The following is a 20,075-nucleotide window of genomic DNA, read 5'->3' as shown; positions in this document are numbered from 1 at the left end:
TCCCTCCAAAAGCATTAATTATAAATAACATCTACCGATATAATTATATAATATATTTGCAAATATTTAAACAAAAATAATCAAAATGATTGTCAAAAGTAGTTTGATTACAAAATATAGTGACTGAAATAGTTGAGCTTTGTAGTATGATATTTTTTATAGAAAGAATATTATTTAACTTAAAAAGAGGTATAAGATATGAAATTTTTTTATGACTTTTATGATGAGTTAAAAAAGGTATTTGAAAATTGTCAGGAAATTATATCAAATTATCCTGAAGGCTTAAGTGATACAGGGAAAAAATATCTTAGCCGATACAATGTATTTGAGGAGAATGCTTCAAAAAACTATATATGCTATTTGCTTTCCTTTTGGGTAAACCATGAATGTGGGGTCAAAAAAGATATATGTATAAAAATTACAGTAGCCAATACATTTATGATGTTGTTCGCATTTATACAAGATGATTTAATTGATAGAGAAATAGAACTCAAAGACATGCCCGAAATGATATCACTAGGAAATTTATTTTTTTTAGAATTCATGTCTATTTACAGAGAAATTTTTGAATCCCATAAGAAAATTTGGGATTATTATGACTTTTACATGAAGAGATGGAGTAAATCCATTACAGATGAACAAAAAAATATAAACAATGAAATTTCTCTACTAGAAGAGGAAATGGTATCTATAGTTTCATCAAAAGCAGAGTTGGTTAAAATTGCTGTAACAGGAATTTGTGTTTTATCCAAAAAGGAAAAACTATTAAATATTTATTCTAAAGCTGTTGATAAAATTTTATTTTCTCTTCAAATTGCAGATGATTATATTGATTGGGAAAAGGATCTTAAAAAAAGTAACACCAATATTTTGTTGAGAGAATTTATGAAAAAGGAAGGAATAAAGTATAGTATGGATATAAAGGCATCTGATGTCAAAGAAGAAATAATCTTTGGGACAATAGTAGATAAGCTGTGTACTGTATTGCGTGAAAATTCTTATAACTTAAATTTAATGATAGAAGATAAAAATATTTATATAAAAGAATATAATAACAGTATATTGGGGTTCATGGAAGATCAAAGACGAAAGTGTTTGGAAAAAAAGAGAAAAATAGAGATGGGAGGATTCTCTAATTGGGTTGATAAAAACATTTTTAATATTTGAAGTGAGTGTACCTAGGTAAGCAAAATAAGTAAAAAAAAGGAGGGTTCTAGATGAAAGCAGAGGAACTTAGAGAAAAGATAATAAAAAAAGCTACTTGTGACGAGGAATTTAAACAAAACTTATTAAAAGAACCTAATAAAACTATTGAAAAGGAATTTGGTATATCTACAGGTGATAATGAAATAAAGGTTCTTGAGGAAAAGCAAAATCTATTTTATATTGTACTACCCTATTCAGGTGAAGAAGTTGGAAGTAGAGATTATGAATGGTAGTTAGTAAAGTTTAAATTACAATTATCTATATACTACCATCAGTTATCTCGGAATTTATATTTTCCTGCATTGGAATAAAAACAGAAAAAGTTGTTTTACCAGGTTTACTGCTCACTTCAATTTTTCCATAATGATTTTTAATGATTTTACTTACAATGTCAAGTCCTAATCCAGTTCCTTCACCTAAAGGTTTGGTTGTGAAAAAAGGCTGAAATATTTTATCCCTTATGTCATCAGGAATTCCTGAACCTGAATCGGTAATTGATACAACTATATACTTGTTCTGTATATAGGTATCTATTGAGAGGGTTCCATTATAATTCATAGCCTGAAGGGCATTGTGAATTATATTTGTCCATACCTGTGTAAGTTCATCAACATTAGATTTTATTTTAGGAAGAGGGGTATAGTTTTTTACAACTTCTACACCTGACTTGATTTTATTATTATATATTGTAAGCACTGTCTCGATGCTTTCAATTATGTCTGTTTCTTCATTCTTATTTAAATTTCCCTGATGGGAATAGGATTTTAGTGCAAATACAACTTTAGTGGTTTTTTCTGCAGCTAAAGATAGGGTATATGAACTATTTTTAAGGCTTACTATTAAATAAACTATTTCAATTATTACATGAAGCTTAGGATTTTCCAAAATTTTAATATAGGGTTTATAATCTAATATACCTAAAGCAGTAAGTTGTTCTGCAAGTCTACGTGCATTTTTTATTTCCAGCTGATTTAATTCTTTTAATAGTGCTCTTTTTTGTTTTCTTTCATCTCTTGTGGAAATATAGTTGCTATTGTTTTTTGAATTTTTAAGAAGGCATAAAAACATTTGAATTTTTTCAGTTGTAATATCTTCGAGGAAATCAAAAAACAAGCTAAATATAGTTTGAGTATATTCTGTTATATTGTTGACTGAAGCCTGTATAGCAGCTAAAGGAGTATTTAATTCATGGGCAATTCCTGAAACAAGTTGACCTAATGCTGCCATTTTTTCTGATTTTATCAATTGATCTTGGGTATTTTTTAGCATTTCTAGGGTATCGTTTAGTTCTACATTTGAGGCATGTAATTCTTCATTAAGCAAAACCAGTTCTTCATTTGCTTCTTGAAGCTGGTGAGTTCTTTCAATAACTTTATCTTCTAAAGTTCTATTGAGTTCTGCAAGATTGTCCCTAGACTCTTTAACTTCATTCCACATTAAATCCAATTGGGTATTCTTTTGTTCAAGTTCTTTAGAATAGAGAATTGTTTTATTATGAAAAGAAGTAATTTTCCTTCCTAGAATTATTATATGTGAAAGTATAAATGCTAGAATGCCCCATTTAAAAACTGAAAATCTATAATTATTAGAATAAAATAAAAATACAAACATTTCAGTTATTAAAATGAGTGCAAATATACAAAAGCCTAACATAAATATCTTGGCATCAGTGTTCCCTTTATATGAATTATATGAGGCACTTATCAAGAGTATTGATATATTAATTAATGACCAGCCTCCAAGGATATAAACGTAGGCGTGATAGCCTAATGAAAAGTTATCTAAAGCATTATGTAATAGCATAATAAAGAATATAATCAGTGTTAACTTTAAACAGATATCTATTATTTTTCTATACCCTGATCCAAAAATTTGTTTAAAAAAATAGGTTATTGAAAACAATGATGCCAATATAAGAGAGCTAAACAATCCATTTAGAATCCAGTCGTACTCAGGAAATCTTGCAACAAAGCGAGAGAAATGTACGATGTAAATTAACCCCATGCAAATCAATACAGGACATAGAGAAATAACAATCTTTTTATTAGAACCAGCAATAAGAAATGCTGTAATAAGCAAAACTACGCCCAAAAATATTAAACAGAACCCCAATATTTCGCTGGAATGTCCTTTTCTTGTAAACAAAAGCGACAGGTGCTGGTAGTCTCCCATATAAACATTATGTATAGGGCCAAATCTGTGATAACGATTTAATGCTATGCGAATGTATAAATATTGTCCATAATCTTCAGAGATAAATGGTACAACAAATGAGTTTTTGTCACTTCTTAAATATGAGTCCCCAGTGTCAAGAATTAGTCGTTCATTTATGTACATTGAAATAGATTCACCATATATTTCTTCAAAATAAATAGCAGGTGATATCCAATCCGCATCTGGTATTTTTATTCTAAGCCAAGCTACATCACAATCGTCAGGTCTTTCTATATAAGTTGATATCTCCACATCAGTCCACTCGAAATTGTCATCCTGTATCAAAAGAGGCAAATCATTACTTCCTGTAAGAGAATCCCCTATATGATATTGCCAATTTTCATTCAAAAGAATAAATTCATCTTCATTATACGAACTAGAATAAACAGGAGTAGAAGCAAAAAAAATCAGGAACAAAAACAGCACAATTAAAACTTTTTTTATAAAAGTTAAATTTTCTATAAATCTGTACATTGATAAAAAAATAACTTTAAAAAGTTTTTTTATACAAAAGCAGTCTGTGATATTTGACATAAAATAATGTTTCATTATTTATCTCTCCTGTTTTATTTCAGATATAATAATAGCAATAATAAAATAAATAACTATGTAAAATCTTCTACTTAAAAATGGAGGTTAGTATTGCCTTATTCCTAAATACAAAATGTTTTAATAATTAAATTATATATATACATGCTCTACATGTCAAAGTGTTTGTCGAAAGGGGGTATATAATAAAGGTGAAGAACAATTAAATATTATGCAACCTAAATAGAAAGTATATTGTGAAAAAATTTCATAAAAATAAAGGATTTTAAAATTACTTGTAGAATTAATATAATTAACAGAAAAATAAAACTTATGTTTTTCTTAAATTTTTCCATAAGGAGCAGAAACTTATCTCTTTTTAGAATTTTTTCCTATAATCTATAGGGAAATTTCTCATGATATGTATTAAAACTAATTGTGTACGAGTAACTATGTGTATTAGATATTTGCCTAATGCCCTTAAATGACTCTTGGGCAAAAAACAATCTATGCAGTAATTCAATTAAGAAAGGAGTATGGTAACTATGAAGTGGTTTTACAATCTAAAAATTTCAATGAAGCTTTTGACAGGATTTATTTTTGTGGCTTTGATTGCAGGTGTTGTAGGTGTTGTAGGTATAGTCAATATAAGAAATATTAATCAAAGCTATACAGATTTGTATCTTGAGTACGGAATAGCTTTAGGCGACATTCAAAACGTTGCAGTTTCAAATCAGATAATACGTGGTGCATACAGAGATGCTGTTATGCAGGAGGATACTAGCAATATAGAGCAGTATGTAAATCTTATTAATGAACATGACAATATAATAGGAGAAAATTTGGCTGAGTTTGAAGAATATATTAACGATGCTGAAGTCCAGAGAGATTTTGATGAGCTAGTCTCAAATATGGAAAGGTTCAATCCAATACGGGACAATATAGTGAACTTGGCATTAGAAGGAGAAAATGAGCAGGCAATTGAGCTTATGGAAGGTGAAGCGGTTGCACTGGCAGAAGGGGTTCAGGAGAGAATTGATGGACTTGTAAATATGAAAACTGAAGAGGGTGAAATTATATCAGCGGAATTAACGAGCACAACAAATGATACTATTACAGCTATGATAATGATTATTGCAGGAGCTATGATTTTTGCTATAATACTTGGAATATTTATATCTAATATCATTAGCAAGCCAGTTAAAAAAATGGTTAAAGCTGCTGATAAGCTGGCAGTAGGAGATGTGGAGGTTGAAATTGATTCTAATACAAAAGATGAAATAGGCAGTTTGATGAAGTCTTTTGGTAATATGATTGAAAATATAAGAGAGCAGGCTTTTACAGTTGAAAGGATGGCAGATGGTGACTTGACTGTTGAGCTTAAAGTTAAATCAGATAAAGATATTTTAGGAAAAAATATTAATGAGATGCTTAGAGCCAACAATGAAATTCTTTCTAACATAAGTTCGGCATCGGATCAAGTGGCTGCAGGTTCAAATCAGGTATCATCTTCTAGTCAGCTGTTGTCTCAAGGGGCAACAGAACAGGCAAGCTCAATAGAAGAGGTAACGACGTCTATTGATCAGGTGGCTACACAGACAAAGCAAAATGCTGCTAATGCAAACAGGGCAAATGATTTAGCGTTGGCTGCAAAAGAGGATGCCATTGAAGGAAATGGTCAGATGGATGGAATGCTTAATGCTATGTCTGACATTAATGAGTCATCCTCTAACATTTCAAAAATAATTAAAGTAATAGATGAAATAGCTTTTCAGACTAATATTCTTGCCCTCAATGCAGCAGTTGAAGCTGCCAGAGCAGGTCAGCATGGAAAAGGTTTTGCTGTAGTGGCAGAAGAAGTTAGAAATCTTGCAGCAAGGAGTGCAAATGCAGCTAAGGAGACAACAGAGATGATTGAAGGCTGTATATCAAAAGTTGGAACAGGAACGAAAATTGCAAATGATACATCAGAAGCATTGAAAAAAATAGTAGAAGGAGTTACAAAGGCTGTTGATCTTGTAGGAGAAATTACACAAGCGTCAAATGAACAGGCTACAGGAATATCTCAAGTAAATCAGGCTGTTTCAGAAGTATCCCAAGTTGTGCAAACAAATTCTGCTACTGCTGAAGAAAGTGCTTCTGCAAGTGAAGAATTATCAAGTCAGGCTGAGTTGTTAAAAGAGTCTGTTAGAAAATTCAAGCTGAAAGAAACATCTAATTTTAGCAATGGGAATCCAATAAATTCTGATATGATTAATATGCTTGAAGATATGATTGAAAAGAAAACTTCTTTTAAAAATGAACAAAAGGGAACAAACTATGAAAAGAAAAATTTAGAAGATAGTTCCCATATACCAGCTACGTCAGAAATATCTTTAGATGAAAAAGAATATGGTAAATATTAATTTTAAATCTTGTTTAGCTAGAGCTAAATGACTTTACTTTAGCCAGCCTATCATATAATTGATATGTTGGCTTTTTTTATAGAACAAAAGGTGTGGATGTCATTTATCTTAATGAAAATATAAAATATTATTATTTACATTTATTATGTACACATAGAACAAATTGGCTTATTGCTTTTTTCTTATTTTTTTGATAAAGTTTAAATGTAAACAATTCTTTTACAGGGCTTGTATTAGGTGTTTCTGGTATTTTTTACAATGTTTGCATTTGTGTATATTTTTTATTAAAAACTAATTGGGAGGTCGTTTTCTATGAAAAAATCGTTTATTAAAAGTATTTGGTTATTAACTTTAATTAGTACTTTAGTTGTAGTTTTAGTTGGATGTGGTATAAATGCTCTTGAAGAGGAAGGAGATAAGCCGGTAAATACTCCAGTTCCAGAAACTCAAAATGAAATTGATGAGTCTTTAAATGATACTGAAGATTTTGAGGAAGAGGAAGAAGAGGAAGATGAAGGAGATGGCACTCCCTTTAATAATGCAGATAAAAAAAGAGTTAAGGCAAGAGGACTATACTTGACTTCATCTACAGCAGGAGTGAGGCTGCAACGCTATATTGATCTTGCAAATACTACCGAAATAAATGCCTATGTTATAGACATAAAAAATGAAAAGGGTATAGTAGGATATAACTCAGATGTTCCATTGGCAAATGAAATGGGAGCAGTTGCATCAAGATATGATATTGATAAAGTTACAAGCGAATTAGAGGAAAATGATATATATTCAATAGGAAGAATAGTGGTTTTTAAAGACCCAATTCTTGCAGAAAATAAACCTGAGTATGCTATAAAAAATAACGATGGTGGACTATACGTTTTTAATGGTGTAAATTGGGTGGATCCTTACAACGAAGAATCCTGGCAGTATGCAATAGATCTTGCAAGAGAAGCACTAGATAGAGGTTTTAATGAAATTCAGTTTGATTATATAAGGTTTCCAGATGGAAGAAGAAGTGATATGGTATTTGAAAGCCAGGATGACAGGGAAGCATATCAAGTTGTAAATGACTTTTTGTCCTATGCAAGGCAGGAATTACATGGGGAAATAATATCTGGCGATATATTTGCAATTGTTTGCGAGAGTCCTGGTGACAGAGAGGGAATAGGTCAATACTTTGAGCATGTTGGAAAGGAATTAGACTATATATCCCCTATGATATATCCTTCTCACTATGCGTTGGGACAGTCAATTAACGGTGTAGTGTTTCCAAAACCGGATTTAGATCCATATGGAGTAGTTTTAAATACGCTTTTAAAAGCTCAATCAAGGTATGAAGATGTGGAAGGGCATACACCTGTTATAAGACCATTTTTGCAAGATTTCACGGGTTCTTGGATAGGTCAGGGCAATTATCAAAGCTATGGAGTTGAACAGGCAAAACAGCAAATACAAGCTGTTTATGATGCAGGATATGAAGAATGGCTTTTTTGGGATCCAATGAATAATTATAGTGTAGATGCATTTGAAAAAATTGATTAAAAAATATTTAAAAAAACCGTCCAGATGTTTAAATTAACATTTGGACGGTTTTAAAATATTTAATTAAAGGCTAACACCCAGATATATCCAGTATCCTGACCATATTGATTCCAGATACAGATTTAAGCTTTTCAACTGTTTCATCAGATATTTTTCCTCCAATGTCTACAATGGTATAGCCGGTTTTATCTTTGTTTTTGCTAATCATATCGGCAATATTATAATTGTTTTCTGCAAGTATTGTAGTAATCTGACCCAGCATATTAGGGATATTTTCGTGAGCACATACCACTCTTGAATCACCAGAAAAAGGAAGTTCGCAGTTTGCATAATTAACAGAGTTTCTTATATTTCCTTTCTCTAAAAATTCTCTAAGCTGACTTGAAGCCATCAATGCACAATTTTCTTCAGATTCAGGAGTTGATGCTCCTAGGTGAGGAATTGTTATTATATTTTCATTTTCCAATAATTCTTCACTAGGGAAATCGGTTACATAACATGCTACTTTACCGTTTTCGATAGATTCTAGCATATCTTTATTGTCAACTAAGCCCCCTCTTGCAAAGTTGACTATTCTCACACCATCTTTCATGATATTTAAAGTATCTTTGTTTATCATTCCGCTTGTATTATCATTATAAGGTGCATGTATGGAGATGTAATCAGAAACAGAAAGCAAATGTTCTAAGTTTGGAGCTTTTTCAACAGTACTTGAAAGTTCCCAAGCAGAATTTATGGAAATAAAAGGGTCAAACCCTACTACGTTCATTCCAAGTGCAAGGGCATCATTAGCAACCATTACTCCTATAGCACCAAGACCTATAACACCAAGTGTTTTTCCTTTGATTTCAGGACCTTTAAACTGTGATTTTCCCTTTTCAACAAGCCCGGGAACCTCGCTTCCCTTTCCTTTAAGGGATTGAGCCCAAGATATTCCTTTATTAATTTTTCTTGATGATAAAAGCAGACCAGAAAGCACTAATTCTTTAACAGCGTTAGCATTAGCTCCTGGAGTATTAAAAACAACAATACCATTTTCGGTACACTTGTCTACAGGTATATTATTAACGCCTGCTCCAGCTCTTGCAACTGCTTTTAATTTAGAGGGCAGTTCCATATCATGCATTTTAAAGCTCCTTAAAATTATTGCATCGGGATTTGATATTTCTGTTGCTATTTCATATTTGTCCCTTGAAAAAAGCTCTAGTCCTTTTGTTGAGATTTTGTTAAGAGTTTTAATTGTAAACATTTTCTTCACCTACCTATAAAAATTTTATTACTTATACCATTTACCTCAAAAACTGGTTAATGCTAAAGGTTTTTTGAGATAATAGTTAACATTGTTTTTGAAAAAGAATTTTATAATCTTTCCTATATTAGTCTTCTCAAAAATTTATATTATAATATAAATTTTAAGTGCATACTTGAAATCTACAATAAATTATCGAGATTGTCAATAGTTTAACAAAACCTTTTTCATTATTAAAAATTATAATAAATGTACAAATACTTTTTAATGTATTATAATTTATATTGTATATTGGGTGTATATAATAAATGTGAAGAAGAATATTCCATATTTTCTATGTACATAAATGACATACCATTTGTATATTAAGGTAAAATTAAAAAAGGAGTAGTAATTTTGAAAGTATTAGTTGATGCGGACGCCTGTCCAGTAAAAGATATAATAATCAAAGTTTCGAAAAAATATGACATACCTGTTATAATGCTAGTTGATACATGTCATGTAATTGATGATAATTATTCTAAGACAATAGTTGTAGATAAATTTAGTGATTCAGTTGATTTTGTACTTGTAAATAAAATTGAAAAAGGTGATGTTGTTATAACACAGGACTATGGTGTTGCAGCAATGTCACTAACAAAGGGTGCTAAAGTTATAAATCAAAATGGAAGAGTATATAACAATGAAAATATAGATAAACTGCTTTTTGAAAGGCATGTTAGTCAAAAAATTAGAAGAGGTGGAGGGAAAATTTCAGGACCATCAAAGAGAAAAAGAGAAGATGATGCTAATTTTGAAAAGGCATTTGGTATGTTATTGAACTCTCTTAACTTTAGTTAAAAATTAGGGCTTCAGCTGGAAATTGTACTATAACTAAAGATTATAAGAGTAACTTTTATATTAAATACATCCAACAAAAGGAGGGATATATTGGATAAAAAACTGATAGATAGAATAAATCAACTTGCCAAAAAGTCAAAAACCACAGAAGGGCTTACAGAAAAAGAGAAAGAAGAACAAAAAGTTTTGAGACAGAAATATTTAAAAAATTTTAAATCAAATGTTAAGGCAACTTTAAATTCTGTAGTTATTGTTGACAAGGATGGCAACAAAAAACCTCTTAAAAAAGATTCCTAAATTGGTTTATAAAAAAATTATATTTGTAGGTCTAGAAATGAACTCGCTTATTACAAAAAATAGGCGAGTTCATTTTTGAGATGCTTTTCATATATTGACAAACAAAATAATATGTTATATACTAGACTTAGTGGTCTAGACTGGTTGGTCTAATAAGGAGGTTGGACTAAAATGTTCAATGTTAAAAATCTAATTTTCAAGTATCCTAAGAATGAAGAAAATACCATTAAAGACATTACATTTGGTATTAATGAAGGAGAAATTTTTGGTTTGCTAGGACCTAGTGGAGTGGGAAAAAGCACTACACAAAAAATACTTGTTAAGCTTTTGGAAAATTACCGTGGAGAAGTGTTGTATAAAGGTAAAGAACTAGGTTCTTATGGGAAAGCCTTCTATCAAAGTGTGGGAGTTGGATTTGAAATGCCAGTTCATTTTTCAAAACTAACTGCCAATGAAAATTTAAGTTTTTTTAAAAAGCTTTATAAAGACACAGTGGATACAGATGAACTTTTAAAAAGAGTTGGGCTTTATGAGTACAGAGACAAAAAAGTTTCTGAATATTCAAAAGGAATGAAGGTTCGTCTGAATTTTGTAAGAGCTTTGTTGAATGAACCCAAAGTTCTATTTTTAGATGAGCCTACAAATGGTCTTGATCCTAAAAATGCAAGAATAGTAAAGGACATAATAAGGGAATTTAAAAAAAGTGGTGGTACAGTGTTATTAACTACCCATCTAATGAGTGATGTAGATGAACTATGTGACAGAGTCGCTTTCATGGCTAATGGCAAAATTGTACAGATAGACACTCCCAAAAATCTTAAATTAAAACACGGTAAAAGAGTAGTAGAGGTAGAGTTTGAAGGTAATAATGGTATTGGAAAACAGTCTTTTAATCTTGACAGCCTTAACTCTAATAAGATTTTTCTGGACATTGTAAAGACAAAAAAAATTATAACAATTCATAGTAAAGAGACAACTTTAGATGATATTTTTATTAAATTGACCGGGGTGATGGGCAATGAGTAATTTTTTGATTCTATTTAAAGGTGAGGTTGAAAGAATTAAGAAGTATAATATACTGACTGCTAGCTTTTTAGTATCATTTATATGGATAGGTATTCTTTATTTCATGGACAAAAATGCAGCAGAAGAAATGTTTCCTTTCTTTATTTTTCTTGATGCAACATCTATGTCTATGCTTTTAGTAGGGGTTACATTGTTTTTTGAAAAGCAGGAAGGAACAATAAAATCGTTGCTTGTTTCACCTGTTGGAAAGATAGAATATATTCTTGCAAAAGTATTTTCAAATATTTTCATAAATACAATATCTTTAGTGATAGTGTTGTTCTATGCAAAAGTATTTAAAGATATTAATATAAATATTATCATGTTGTTTTTGGCAGTATTATTAATAAGCCTTTTTCATTCACTTTTAGGTCTTATACTTACATTTTATTCAAAAGATTTTACAAACTTATTAATTGGAGTGATGAAATATGCTTTTATATTTATGCTGCCAATTGTATTTGAACAAATTGGAATAATAAAAAGTGATATAATAAATAATGTTTTTTATGTTTTGCCTACAAAGGCATCAATGATGCTTCTTAATGCTTCCACAGGAGGTGTGGAGACTTTAGAGATATGTGTTTCTTTTGGCAACTTGATTGTTTTTTCGATATTATTGTATTTTATAGTTTTGAAAAAGTTTGACCAATTTGCGATAAGAGAAAGTGGTGTTTAATTATGTATGGTAGCTTTTTATCAAATGAATTAAAAAAATGGACTAGAGACCCAATGATGAAATTTATGCTTTTTTATCCTGTTATACTTGGAAGTTTAGCCAGGTACATACTTCCTTTAATATCTGATAGCAGTGGTTTTGATATTGATGCCTATTCAGATTTTATAATTGTATTTTTAGTTTTAATGACACCTCAGCTTTTTGGTGCAATTATGGCATTCTCTGTTTTAGATGATAGAGATGATAATATTTTGACATCTATAAAGGTTACACCCCTTAGTGTACATCAGTTTTTATCATTTAGAATTGTTATAATTTTTGCACTATCTTTTATTGCATGTGCTTTTGTGATGTGGTTTTCGGATATAGGAGACTTACTTTTTAAAAATATTATAACAATTTCTTTTTTAGCATCTCTTTCAGCACCTATGACAGGATTATTTATAAATTCTCTGTCAAAAAATAAAATTGAAGGATTTGCAGTTATGAAAGGGCTTGGGATTATTTTAATATTCCCGGTAATTTCATTGTTTTTTATGGACAAAAAAGAATTATTTTTTTCTTTTGCCCCAGGGTACTGGCCAGCAAAAGCAATTAGCAGTATTATAAGAGGAGAAAGATTATTGTATTTTACCTATAATCAATATTATTTTATTGGATTAATATATGTATTAATTTTAAACATATTGTCATATAAGGTTTTTTTAAAAAGAATAAAATTATAATTTGATAAATTTTGAGGTGAATTAATATTGGATTGTAAAGATGAGAAGTTTTTTGAAAGAAAAAGTGAATTAATAAATGAGGCATTAGATGAATTTAGTAAAAAAGGTTATGAAAATGCCTCTTTAAATAAAATTTTACATGAAGCAGGTGTGAGTAAGGGGGCGTTTTATTATCATTTTAAAAATAAAGAAGACTTATATCTATACCTTGTAGGTATTTTGATAGAAGAAAAGAAAAAGTTTTTTAAATTAAAAATTAGCGAGGAAGATTTTGACAAGGATTTTTTTACTTTGTTGAAAAAGTTTACTGATGCAGGAATGGAGTTTGCAAGACAAAATCAAAAAATATATAATTTTTCACAAAGCTATTTATTGAAAGAGCGTGGGACAAAAATTCACGATAAAGCTTTAAAAAAATCTGGAATAGAGTCAAATCATTTTTTTGAAGCCATTATAGAAGATGCATATAAAAAAGGAGATTTGAGAAAAGATTTGCCAAAGGATTTTATTCAAAGATTAATTGTATACTTCTTTACTCATTTGCATGAAATGGTTGAGGTGGATAATATTGATGGGTATAAAGAGTCTATTGATAACTTAATTGAGTTCTTAAAAAATGGACTTAAGGGGAAAAATGAGTATTGATCTTATTCTAAGTCTCCACATGAAGCCGCGATGTTTAGCTTTAGCTAAACGAGTTCACTTTTGTGGATTTATGCTTAAATTAAATCACAGCATTTTGAATGTAAGCTAAAGTGTAATAACCTAAGAATATAATGGATATAAATGTGAGCGAGAAGTCAACATATTTGTTTTTTTGTGAAACAAGTGCAGTGAGAATGAATAGCGGAAATAAACAGAGTACATATCTTGAGCCGCTTATTAACCAAGTTGATGAATATATGATGATGGTATATATATATGTATATAAAAGATATGAACCACGTAATTTTTTTAAACCATATAACATAAGAACCACTATTATAAAGAGAAAAACCAATTGAGGAAGCCATATTGTGATTTTGTACATTTGAGAATCCCAAGTTTCTAAGTAGCGAAAATGATATTTTAAAGTGTCAACAATAAATGCAAGTTCATTATTCCAGTTTTCTGATTGATACTCAAGAAATTTAAACCAACTACCTGTTACAACTTTATTTAAACAAAGATATGTTCCAAATCCCATAGGAATAAAAAGAGTCCAGACAAATCTTTTTAAAAAGTTTGTAAACACTCTTTTTTTATGAGAAAAGATATAACGTATATTTGGGAGTTCTAAAGATATAATAATTTCTACAACAGCTGGTGCAAATAGAATAATTCCCTGATTTTTTGTAGTGGCTGATAAAAAACCAAAGATACCAGCTAAAGCCCAATTGTGTTTTCTTAAATGATAAAAGAATATTATTGAAAGCATAATAAAAAGGCTTTCGGTAAATACTATCCCAAAGTAAAAAGAAAATGGGAAAATTAACATATACTTTACTGCTGCAAAAGAGGTTTTATCGTCAAAATCTAGGTTGACCAGCTTATAAAGGTAATATGAAGCAAAGGCAATGCATGTATTTGAGACAATTACTCCTGCTAGTAGAGAGTCCTTAATTACAAAAGTTAAAATTCTCATTAAAAGAGGATAGAGGGGATAAAAAGCTATATAAAGTCGTGGCTCTCCCTCATTAACATACCAGTTTTCAGCTAAAAATATATAATTGCTAGAATCCCATTTTACCCACAAACCTTTAAAGCTGTCTAAAAAACCTTGAGGAATCTCTTGATTATAATAGTTCCATATAAAAGCAAGGAGAAAAATAATCAACCTTGAAAATAATGTTATCAGAGCAAGGGAAAAAAATAATCTTAAATTTTTCTTTTTGTCATCGTTTAATTTTATTATTTTTGAGAAATTAAGTTTCTTTTTAGCAGAATACATACCAAACAAGCATTTTTCCTTAAGTCTGATTAGTTTATTAAAATTCATAATTCCAATTTCTTTAAATATTTTTAGAATAATAAAAAGACCTATAAGACATAGGGATATTACCATTATGTATATATATAATTTTGATCCAAACTCATTTAATCCCATCTAAATACCTCTTTTATCTTATTTTAAGCCTCTACCTTTGTAATACATTATATTGCTATTTTCTTATAAAATCAACAGCATAAAAAATAAAAGTTACATGCATTACTGGTATTTTAAAATATGGAAAAAACATTAGTAGAAAGTTTATTAAGGCACATTGCAGTTACTGAGTGTACGTTGTTATTTCTTATTTACGAGCTTTTTTATTAGTAGATTTGATAAAATATAAGGGTCTCCTTTTAGTCTCCATATAAGTTTTAGAAAGATACTCTCCCATAACTCCTACACATATTAATTGGATACCGCTTACAGCAAGTAGAATACTTACTATAGAAGCCCATCCACCTACAGGGTCACCGAAAATCAGTCTTCTTACAACAACAAAAACTAAAGATATAAAGGATATAAGAGATATAATCATTCCAAAAAATGAAGCTACTTTCAAAGGCATGGTTGTAAATGCTACAATACCTTCAATTGCATATTTGAATAGTTTCCAAAAAGACCATTTGGTTGTTCCGGCTACTCTTTCGAGATTTTGGTAGTCAATCCACTTGGTTTTGTATCCTATCCAGTCAAATATTCCCTTGGAGAATCTATGATATTCAGTTAATTCTAATATTGAATCTACAACTTGTCTTGTCATAAGGCGAAAATCTCTTGCACCATCCATAATTTCTATATCGGATATTTTATTTATGAGTTTATAAAATCTACGGGCAAAAAAGCTCCTTATAACAGGTTCACCTTTTCGTTCAACTCTCCTTGTAGCCACACAGTCGTAACCTTCATTTTCTATTGCATTTATCATTTCTGGAAGAAGGGAAGGAGGATCTTGTAAATCTGCATCCATAAACACTGCAAAATCTCCTGAGGCATTTTTAAGACCTGCATACATAGCAGATTCTTTTCCAAAGTTTCTTGAAAATGAAAAATACAAAATACGACTATCTTTTTTGGAAAGTTCTTCTAATATCGCTAATGTATTGTCAGTACTTCCGTCATCAACAAATACAAATTCAAAGTTGTAGTTTGAAATTTTAGATATACATTCTAAGGTTGTTTTGTAAAAAATCCCTAAGGATTCCTCTTCATTAAAACAGGGTACGATAACACTTATTATCTTCATAAAAAAGTCCTTTTTATAAATAATACTTTACTATATAAATTATAAAACATTTCATAAAAAAATCAAGCCTCACTGATTAAGGGTGTATATATTAAGTGAAGAACAATGTTTCTTCCATATTTTCAACATGTGTGGATTTTTATATAACTTTTGAAAATAAAATGCTTAGAATGCTATGGTGCTATAATAGATAAAAAATTATCCGTTGGATATAAAAAAGATGAGATATAGATAAATAATATAATTTGTGCTAAAATTTTAATAGAAGTCAGAGGCTAAGGAGAGTAGATTTATTGTAAAAGTAAGGGAGGATAATATTTAATATGAAAAAAAAGCGTAATAACTCAAATAAAAAATCTCAGGCTGGTTCTGGTGACAATTTAATTTATAAGTTTTTAAATAAATACAAGTTTTTTATAATATTTTTAATTTTAGCGATTATTATGTATGGTTATCTCTACTCAGCTCTTAATCAGACAATAATGCATAATAGCCATTGGGATTCCTATACGTTACAGGCCAATGCTTGGCTTAGTGGACAAACTCATTTAGGACAAGACTATCCATGGCTTGAGTTAGCATATTATCAAGATAAAGTTTATCTTAGTTTTCCGCCATTTCCGACAGTGCCAATGTTTTTTTTGGCAATATTTTTTGGAGAAGAAACTCCAAGTTCTCTTGTTACTTCGCTATATGCCATACTTGCATTTTTAGCAATATATATGTTGTGTAAGAGGTGGAAATTAAGTGATTTTAGTGCGGTAATGTGGGCGGTTTTTTTAGCTTTTGGATCTAATTTAATATCTGTGTCTGTAATGGGGGGCGTGTGGTATCAGGCGCAGTCTCTTAATTTTGCACTAACATGTTTTTCTATATTCTTCATTACTTCGGACAAGAAGGCTCATTGGTATTTAGCATTAGCATTGTGGGCCATGGCAGTTGGATGCAGACCCTTTCAAATAGTTTATTTTCCTGTGTATATGTACATTGTATATCAAAAACTTAAAAAAGAAGGTTTTGATACAAAGTTTTTTTTAAAGGTATTAGTAAAATTATCAATAATTCCTGCTTTTATAGGTTTTTCATATGCTGCATATAATTTTATAAGGTTTGGGAATCCACTTGATTTTGGTAGGCAGTACCTTCTAGAATATGTAAATGAACCTGATGGTCAATTTAATATAAATTATTTTTTGAATAATTGGGGAAATATATTTAGATTGCCACTAAATGAGAATTATAAAATACAGTTTCCAAAGTTTAATGGTTTTGCTTTTTATCTTGCCAATCCATTTTATATTGTATTTCTTTTTAGTTTTTTTACATCAATTTTTATGGCTTTAAGAAAAAAAATAAAGCTTAATATGTTTGATTTATTGATACCAGGCACTATTTTATTACATTTTCTTGTTACATTAAGCCATAGAACTTTAGGCGGCTGGCAATTTGGTCTCAGGTACTTTATTGATATGCTTCCTATGGCTTTTTTATATGTTTTAATTAAAGGCTCAAAAATAAATAATTTTAAGAAATATGAAATACCTGTAACAGTATCTATTATACCTTTAATAGTGTTTTCAGTGGCATTAAATATATATGGTACATTATGGCTTTTCTTGGAATGGTGATTTTACCGTGAAGAAACAGTAAAATCTATAGAAAATATTAAAAAGTTGTGATAAAATATATAGTGAGCATTTTGAAAAAGGTCATTGCTTTTTTGCTGTTTCTAAAAATCATTATCCAATGAATGTTAAAAACTAAAGAGAATTAGGGGTGTACACTATGGTTAAAAGTGTGGAAGAGTTGCTGGACAATATGGAAAAAGTCATTGTTGGTAAGAGGTTTGTATTGAAACACTTTCTTGTGGCACTGTTAAATGATGGTCATGTATTAATAGAGGACGTTCCTGGAGTAGGAAAAACTCAAATTGTGGCGTGTATGGCTCGTTCTGTAAATGGAATGTTTAATAGAATTCAGTTTACTCCTGATGTAATGCCTTCGGATATAATGGGGTTTTCAATGTTTAACCCTGCTACTAGAGAATTTGAATATAGAGAAGGTGCAGCTATGTGCAACTTTTTGCTGGCTGATGAAATAAACAGATCTTCACCTAAAACTCAATCAAGTTTGTTGGAAATTATGGAAGAATATCAGGTGACAGTAGATGGGAAAACATATCCAATACCTAAACCTTTTATGGTATTGGCAACTCAAAATCCAATTGAAAGTTTTGGTACATATCCTTTGCCTGAAGCACAGATGGACAGGTTTTTCCTTAAACTCACCATAGGTTATCCAAGCAAAAGCGAAGAAAAACTTATTATTGATAGATTTGGAATTGAAAATCCTTTGCGTAAATTGAGCCCAGTTTGTAGTACTTCTGACTTATTGAAATTTCAGGAAGATGTAAGAAATGTTAAAGTTGAAGAGTGTTTAAAATCATATATTATTGAAATTGTCAGTGAAACAAGGGAAAACCAACATATTACAGTCGGATGCAGTCCAAGAGGAAGTCTCAATTTGTACAGAGCATCAAAGGCTTGGGCGTACATTAAGGGGAGAGATTATGTTTTGCCTGATGATATTCAAGATATGGCAATACCTGTCTTATCCCATAGAATAATAATGAATCAGGAAGCTAAAATGGAAAATATTACATCAGACAATGTTATAGAAGAGGTTCTTTTAAATGTAAAAGTTCCAGCTTTAGATTTAGCACTGTGATAAATTTAAAAGGGCGTGTATTATGATTAAATTTGTTGTGTATTTTTTAATGATAGTCTTTGTTTTTTTATATAATTACATAATTGGTGGAGAATCCAGTATGCTGATGTTGTATACTCTTATTTTTGCACCGGCAATTTCCATGATATTCACATATCCTGTAAAATCTAGACTGGATATTTTTTTTCAGGTTCCAAATACTGAAGTTGAAAAAGATAGATTAACAGAGATTAACTTAACTATAAAAAATAAATCCATTCTTCCAGCACCTTTTATAACTGTTTCCTTTATTGAAGCACTAAATCTTAGCATTTCTCATCCACCTAACATAAGCATTTTTCTTGGTCCTATGCAATCAAAGACTATAACGGTTGGATACAGGGCAAAGTGCAGAGGTGTGGCGAAGATAGGTGTTAAAAGTATTATATTGAAAGATTATATGGGAGTTTTAAAAATTTCTCTTTTAGATGAAATAAAAGAGAAAAAAAACATGGGGGAATTGATAGTAACACCTAAACTTGTACATATTAAACCAAACAATAAAATAATTAAAAACTCAAATGATGCAAATTCAAAAGAGGATACAGCAAATGCAGCAAATAATCTTTTAACATGGGGGGGAGAGCCAGGATACGAATTTAGGCAATATATACCTGGAGACCCTTTGCATAAAATTCATTGGAAGTTGTCTGCCAAAAATGATTCTCTAATGGTTAGAAAAGAGGAGGGAACTGGTGTTGTAAAAAAAGTTCTTATTGTAGATTCGTATATTAATTCCCACGGGGTAGAGAAAACTCAGAAAAGAGATTTGTTAGCAAGATTGAAAAGTAAAAAAAGTGAGAGTCAAAAAGGGGAGGAAGTTTTAATCGTTGAAGAAAAAGTACTTGAGGCGGTAATTGCAATAGCAAATGCTAATGTTGTATTTGGAAGAGAAGTTGATGTATGGTTATTTGAGGGTAATAAATGGGATAGATATCCTTTGGCAGACACAAAAAATATTTCTCAGCTTCAACACAGACTTGCACACTTTGAATTTAAATGGTCTTTAGATTCTAAATCTTCAAATAGAATTCCTCCAGTAAATATTATTGCTCAAAATGGGCAAAAACGCTATTCTGAAATAGGTGACGCTGTTGTTTTTACGGGAAATGAAGATAATCTACTGGCAAATGAAATTAACAAATTTTTAGATTTTGGAGTTTCCATAGATTTAGTTATGATAAAGGGTTTTGAAGATAGTGAAAGTAATGAGAAAAACACTTTATTCTCAAGAGCAAGAGTGGGGAGCCTGTGGGTAATAGATGCAGTTGAAGATCTTAATAGAGTTTTTTTGTAATTTCTATGCAGGGGATTGGCAAGAGAAACCCCTTGCTAGGTTTAAGA

17 protein-coding genes are annotated in these 20,075 nt (G+C 30.3%); 13 read left to right on the top strand and 4 right to left on the bottom strand.

Going from position 1 to position 20,075, the window contains the following annotated elements:
- Nucleotides 1–198 precede the first annotated feature (198 nt).
- Nucleotides 199–1,167: a hypothetical protein gene (locus RBH29_RS00160; RefSeq protein ID WP_306694213.1), complete on the top strand. Its 969-nt coding sequence runs from the start codon at nucleotides 199–201 to the stop codon at nucleotides 1,165–1,167.
- Nucleotides 1,168–1,217: 50 nt separating this feature from the next.
- Nucleotides 1,218–1,439 (top strand): NHLP leader peptide family RiPP precursor, encoded by a 222-nt coding sequence (locus RBH29_RS00155; RefSeq protein WP_306694212.1) that lies wholly within the window; start codon nucleotides 1,218–1,220, stop codon nucleotides 1,437–1,439.
- Between the two features lie 25 nt (nucleotides 1,440–1,464).
- Here the strand turns inward: RBH29_RS00155 and RBH29_RS00150 are convergent, their stop codons facing one another.
- On the bottom strand, nucleotides 1,465–3,969 hold the full coding sequence (locus RBH29_RS00150; protein WP_306694211.1) for an ATP-binding protein: 2,505 nt from the start codon (nucleotides 3,967–3,969) through the stop codon (nucleotides 1,465–1,467).
- A gap of 524 nt (nucleotides 3,970–4,493) precedes the next feature.
- Here RBH29_RS00150 and RBH29_RS00145 point away from each other — a divergent pair.
- Together RBH29_RS00145 and RBH29_RS00140 are read left to right on the top strand one after the other, a co-directional pair.
- Nucleotides 4,494–6,353: a methyl-accepting chemotaxis protein gene (locus RBH29_RS00145; RefSeq protein ID WP_306694210.1), complete on the top strand. Its 1,860-nt coding sequence runs from the start codon at nucleotides 4,494–4,496 to the stop codon at nucleotides 6,351–6,353.
- Between the two features lie 312 nt (nucleotides 6,354–6,665).
- Nucleotides 6,666–7,895 (top strand): putative glycoside hydrolase, encoded by a 1,230-nt coding sequence (locus tag RBH29_RS00140; protein WP_306694209.1) that lies wholly within the window; start codon nucleotides 6,666–6,668, stop codon nucleotides 7,893–7,895.
- Nucleotides 7,896–7,965: 70 nt separating this feature from the next.
- Here RBH29_RS00140 and RBH29_RS00135 read toward each other — a convergent pair whose 3' ends face one another.
- Nucleotides 7,966–9,144 carry a phosphoglycerate dehydrogenase gene (locus tag RBH29_RS00135; RefSeq protein ID WP_306694208.1) on the bottom strand — a complete coding sequence of 393 codons (1,179 nt, stop codon included), beginning with the start codon at nucleotides 9,142–9,144 and terminating at the stop codon, nucleotides 7,966–7,968.
- A 396-nt stretch (nucleotides 9,145–9,540) separates the two neighbouring features.
- On the opposite strand from RBH29_RS00135, the gene RBH29_RS00130 reads away from it, so the two are divergent.
- From RBH29_RS00130 to RBH29_RS00105, 6 genes are all read left to right on the top strand, one after another.
- A complete protein-coding gene (locus RBH29_RS00130; protein ID WP_306694207.1) occupies nucleotides 9,541–9,984 on the top strand; it encodes a YaiI/YqxD family protein in 444 nt (147 codons plus the stop codon).
- Nucleotides 9,985–10,074: 90 nt separating this feature from the next.
- Nucleotides 10,075–10,281: a DUF896 domain-containing protein gene (locus tag RBH29_RS00125; protein WP_306694206.1), complete on the top strand. Its 207-nt coding sequence runs from the start codon at nucleotides 10,075–10,077 to the stop codon at nucleotides 10,279–10,281.
- A 171-nt stretch (nucleotides 10,282–10,452) separates the two neighbouring features.
- Nucleotides 10,453–11,307, top strand: a complete 855-nt coding sequence (locus RBH29_RS00120; RefSeq protein WP_306694205.1) for an ABC transporter ATP-binding protein — start codon at nucleotides 10,453–10,455, stop codon at nucleotides 11,305–11,307.
- A complete protein-coding gene (locus RBH29_RS00115) occupies nucleotides 11,300–12,025 on the top strand; it encodes an ABC transporter permease (RefSeq protein WP_306694204.1) in 726 nt (241 codons plus the stop codon). The genes RBH29_RS00120 and RBH29_RS00115 overlap by 8 nt, the downstream gene beginning before the upstream one ends.
- Before the next feature lie 2 nt (nucleotides 12,026–12,027).
- Nucleotides 12,028–12,750, top strand: a complete 723-nt coding sequence (locus RBH29_RS00110) for an ABC transporter permease (protein WP_306694203.1) — start codon at nucleotides 12,028–12,030, stop codon at nucleotides 12,748–12,750.
- Between the two features lie 27 nt (nucleotides 12,751–12,777).
- Entirely contained in the window at nucleotides 12,778–13,395 is a 618-nt protein-coding gene (locus RBH29_RS00105) for a TetR/AcrR family transcriptional regulator (RefSeq protein ID WP_306694202.1), read from the top strand.
- Between the two features lie 79 nt (nucleotides 13,396–13,474).
- On the opposite strand, the gene RBH29_RS00100 is transcribed toward RBH29_RS00105, so the two are convergent.
- A complete protein-coding gene (locus tag RBH29_RS00100; RefSeq protein WP_306694201.1) occupies nucleotides 13,475–14,836 on the bottom strand; it encodes a glycosyltransferase family 39 protein in 1,362 nt (453 codons plus the stop codon).
- A gap of 187 nt (nucleotides 14,837–15,023) precedes the next feature.
- Nucleotides 15,024–15,965 carry a glycosyltransferase family 2 protein gene (locus RBH29_RS00095; RefSeq protein ID WP_306694200.1) on the bottom strand — a complete coding sequence of 314 codons (942 nt, stop codon included), beginning with the start codon at nucleotides 15,963–15,965 and terminating at the stop codon, nucleotides 15,024–15,026.
- Between the two features lie 323 nt (nucleotides 15,966–16,288).
- Between RBH29_RS00095 and RBH29_RS00090 the strand changes: the two genes are divergently transcribed.
- From RBH29_RS00090 to RBH29_RS00080, 3 genes are all read left to right on the top strand, one after another.
- Nucleotides 16,289–17,593, top strand: coding sequence for a hypothetical protein (locus tag RBH29_RS00090; RefSeq protein WP_306694199.1), 1,305 nt, complete (start codon nucleotides 16,289–16,291; stop codon nucleotides 17,591–17,593).
- 157 nt (nucleotides 17,594–17,750) lie between these two features.
- Nucleotides 17,751–18,692 (top strand): AAA family ATPase, encoded by a 942-nt coding sequence (locus RBH29_RS00085; RefSeq protein ID WP_306694198.1) that lies wholly within the window; start codon nucleotides 17,751–17,753, stop codon nucleotides 18,690–18,692.
- A gap of 100 nt (nucleotides 18,693–18,792) precedes the next feature.
- Complete coding sequence (locus tag RBH29_RS00080; protein WP_306694197.1) at nucleotides 18,793–20,028, top strand: DUF58 domain-containing protein; 1,236 nt, start codon at nucleotides 18,793–18,795, stop codon at nucleotides 20,026–20,028.
- The last annotated feature ends 47 nt before the right edge of the window (nucleotides 20,029–20,075 follow it).

This window comes from Herbivorax alkaliphila (assembly GCF_030848475.1).
Classification (GTDB): Bacteria; Bacillota; Clostridia; order Acetivibrionales; family Acetivibrionaceae; genus Herbivorax.
The sequence above is the reverse complement of the archived record's forward strand: the minus strand, read 5'-3'. Positions and strand labels throughout refer to the sequence as shown.

Coding starts and splice junctions, on each gene's coding strand:
- RBH29_RS00160 (WP_306694213.1), top strand. CDS start 199: ATGAAATTTTTTTATGACTTTTATGATGAGTTAAAAAAGGTATTTGAA.
- RBH29_RS00155 (WP_306694212.1), top strand. CDS start 1,218: ATGAAAGCAGAGGAACTTAGAGAAAAGATAATAAAAAAAGCTACTTGT.
- RBH29_RS00150 (WP_306694211.1), bottom strand. CDS start 3,969: ATGAAACATTATTTTATGTCAAATATCACAGACTGCTTTTGTATAAAA.
- RBH29_RS00145 (WP_306694210.1), top strand. CDS start 4,494: ATGAAGTGGTTTTACAATCTAAAAATTTCAATGAAGCTTTTGACAGGA.
- RBH29_RS00140 (WP_306694209.1), top strand. CDS start 6,666: ATGAAAAAATCGTTTATTAAAAGTATTTGGTTATTAACTTTAATTAGT.
- RBH29_RS00135 (WP_306694208.1), bottom strand. CDS start 9,144: ATGTTTACAATTAAAACTCTTAACAAAATCTCAACAAAAGGACTAGAG.
- RBH29_RS00120 (WP_306694205.1), top strand. CDS start 10,453: ATGTTCAATGTTAAAAATCTAATTTTCAAGTATCCTAAGAATGAAGAA.
- RBH29_RS00115 (WP_306694204.1), top strand. CDS start 11,300: ATGAGTAATTTTTTGATTCTATTTAAAGGTGAGGTTGAAAGAATTAAG.
- RBH29_RS00110 (WP_306694203.1), top strand. CDS start 12,028: ATGTATGGTAGCTTTTTATCAAATGAATTAAAAAAATGGACTAGAGAC.
- RBH29_RS00100 (WP_306694201.1), bottom strand. CDS start 14,836: ATGGGATTAAATGAGTTTGGATCAAAATTATATATATACATAATGGTA.
- RBH29_RS00095 (WP_306694200.1), bottom strand. CDS start 15,965: ATGAAGATAATAAGTGTTATCGTACCCTGTTTTAATGAAGAGGAATCC.
- RBH29_RS00090 (WP_306694199.1), top strand. CDS start 16,289: ATGAAAAAAAAGCGTAATAACTCAAATAAAAAATCTCAGGCTGGTTCT.
- RBH29_RS00085 (WP_306694198.1), top strand. CDS start 17,751: ATGGTTAAAAGTGTGGAAGAGTTGCTGGACAATATGGAAAAAGTCATT.
- RBH29_RS00080 (WP_306694197.1), top strand. CDS start 18,793: ATGCTGATGTTGTATACTCTTATTTTTGCACCGGCAATTTCCATGATA.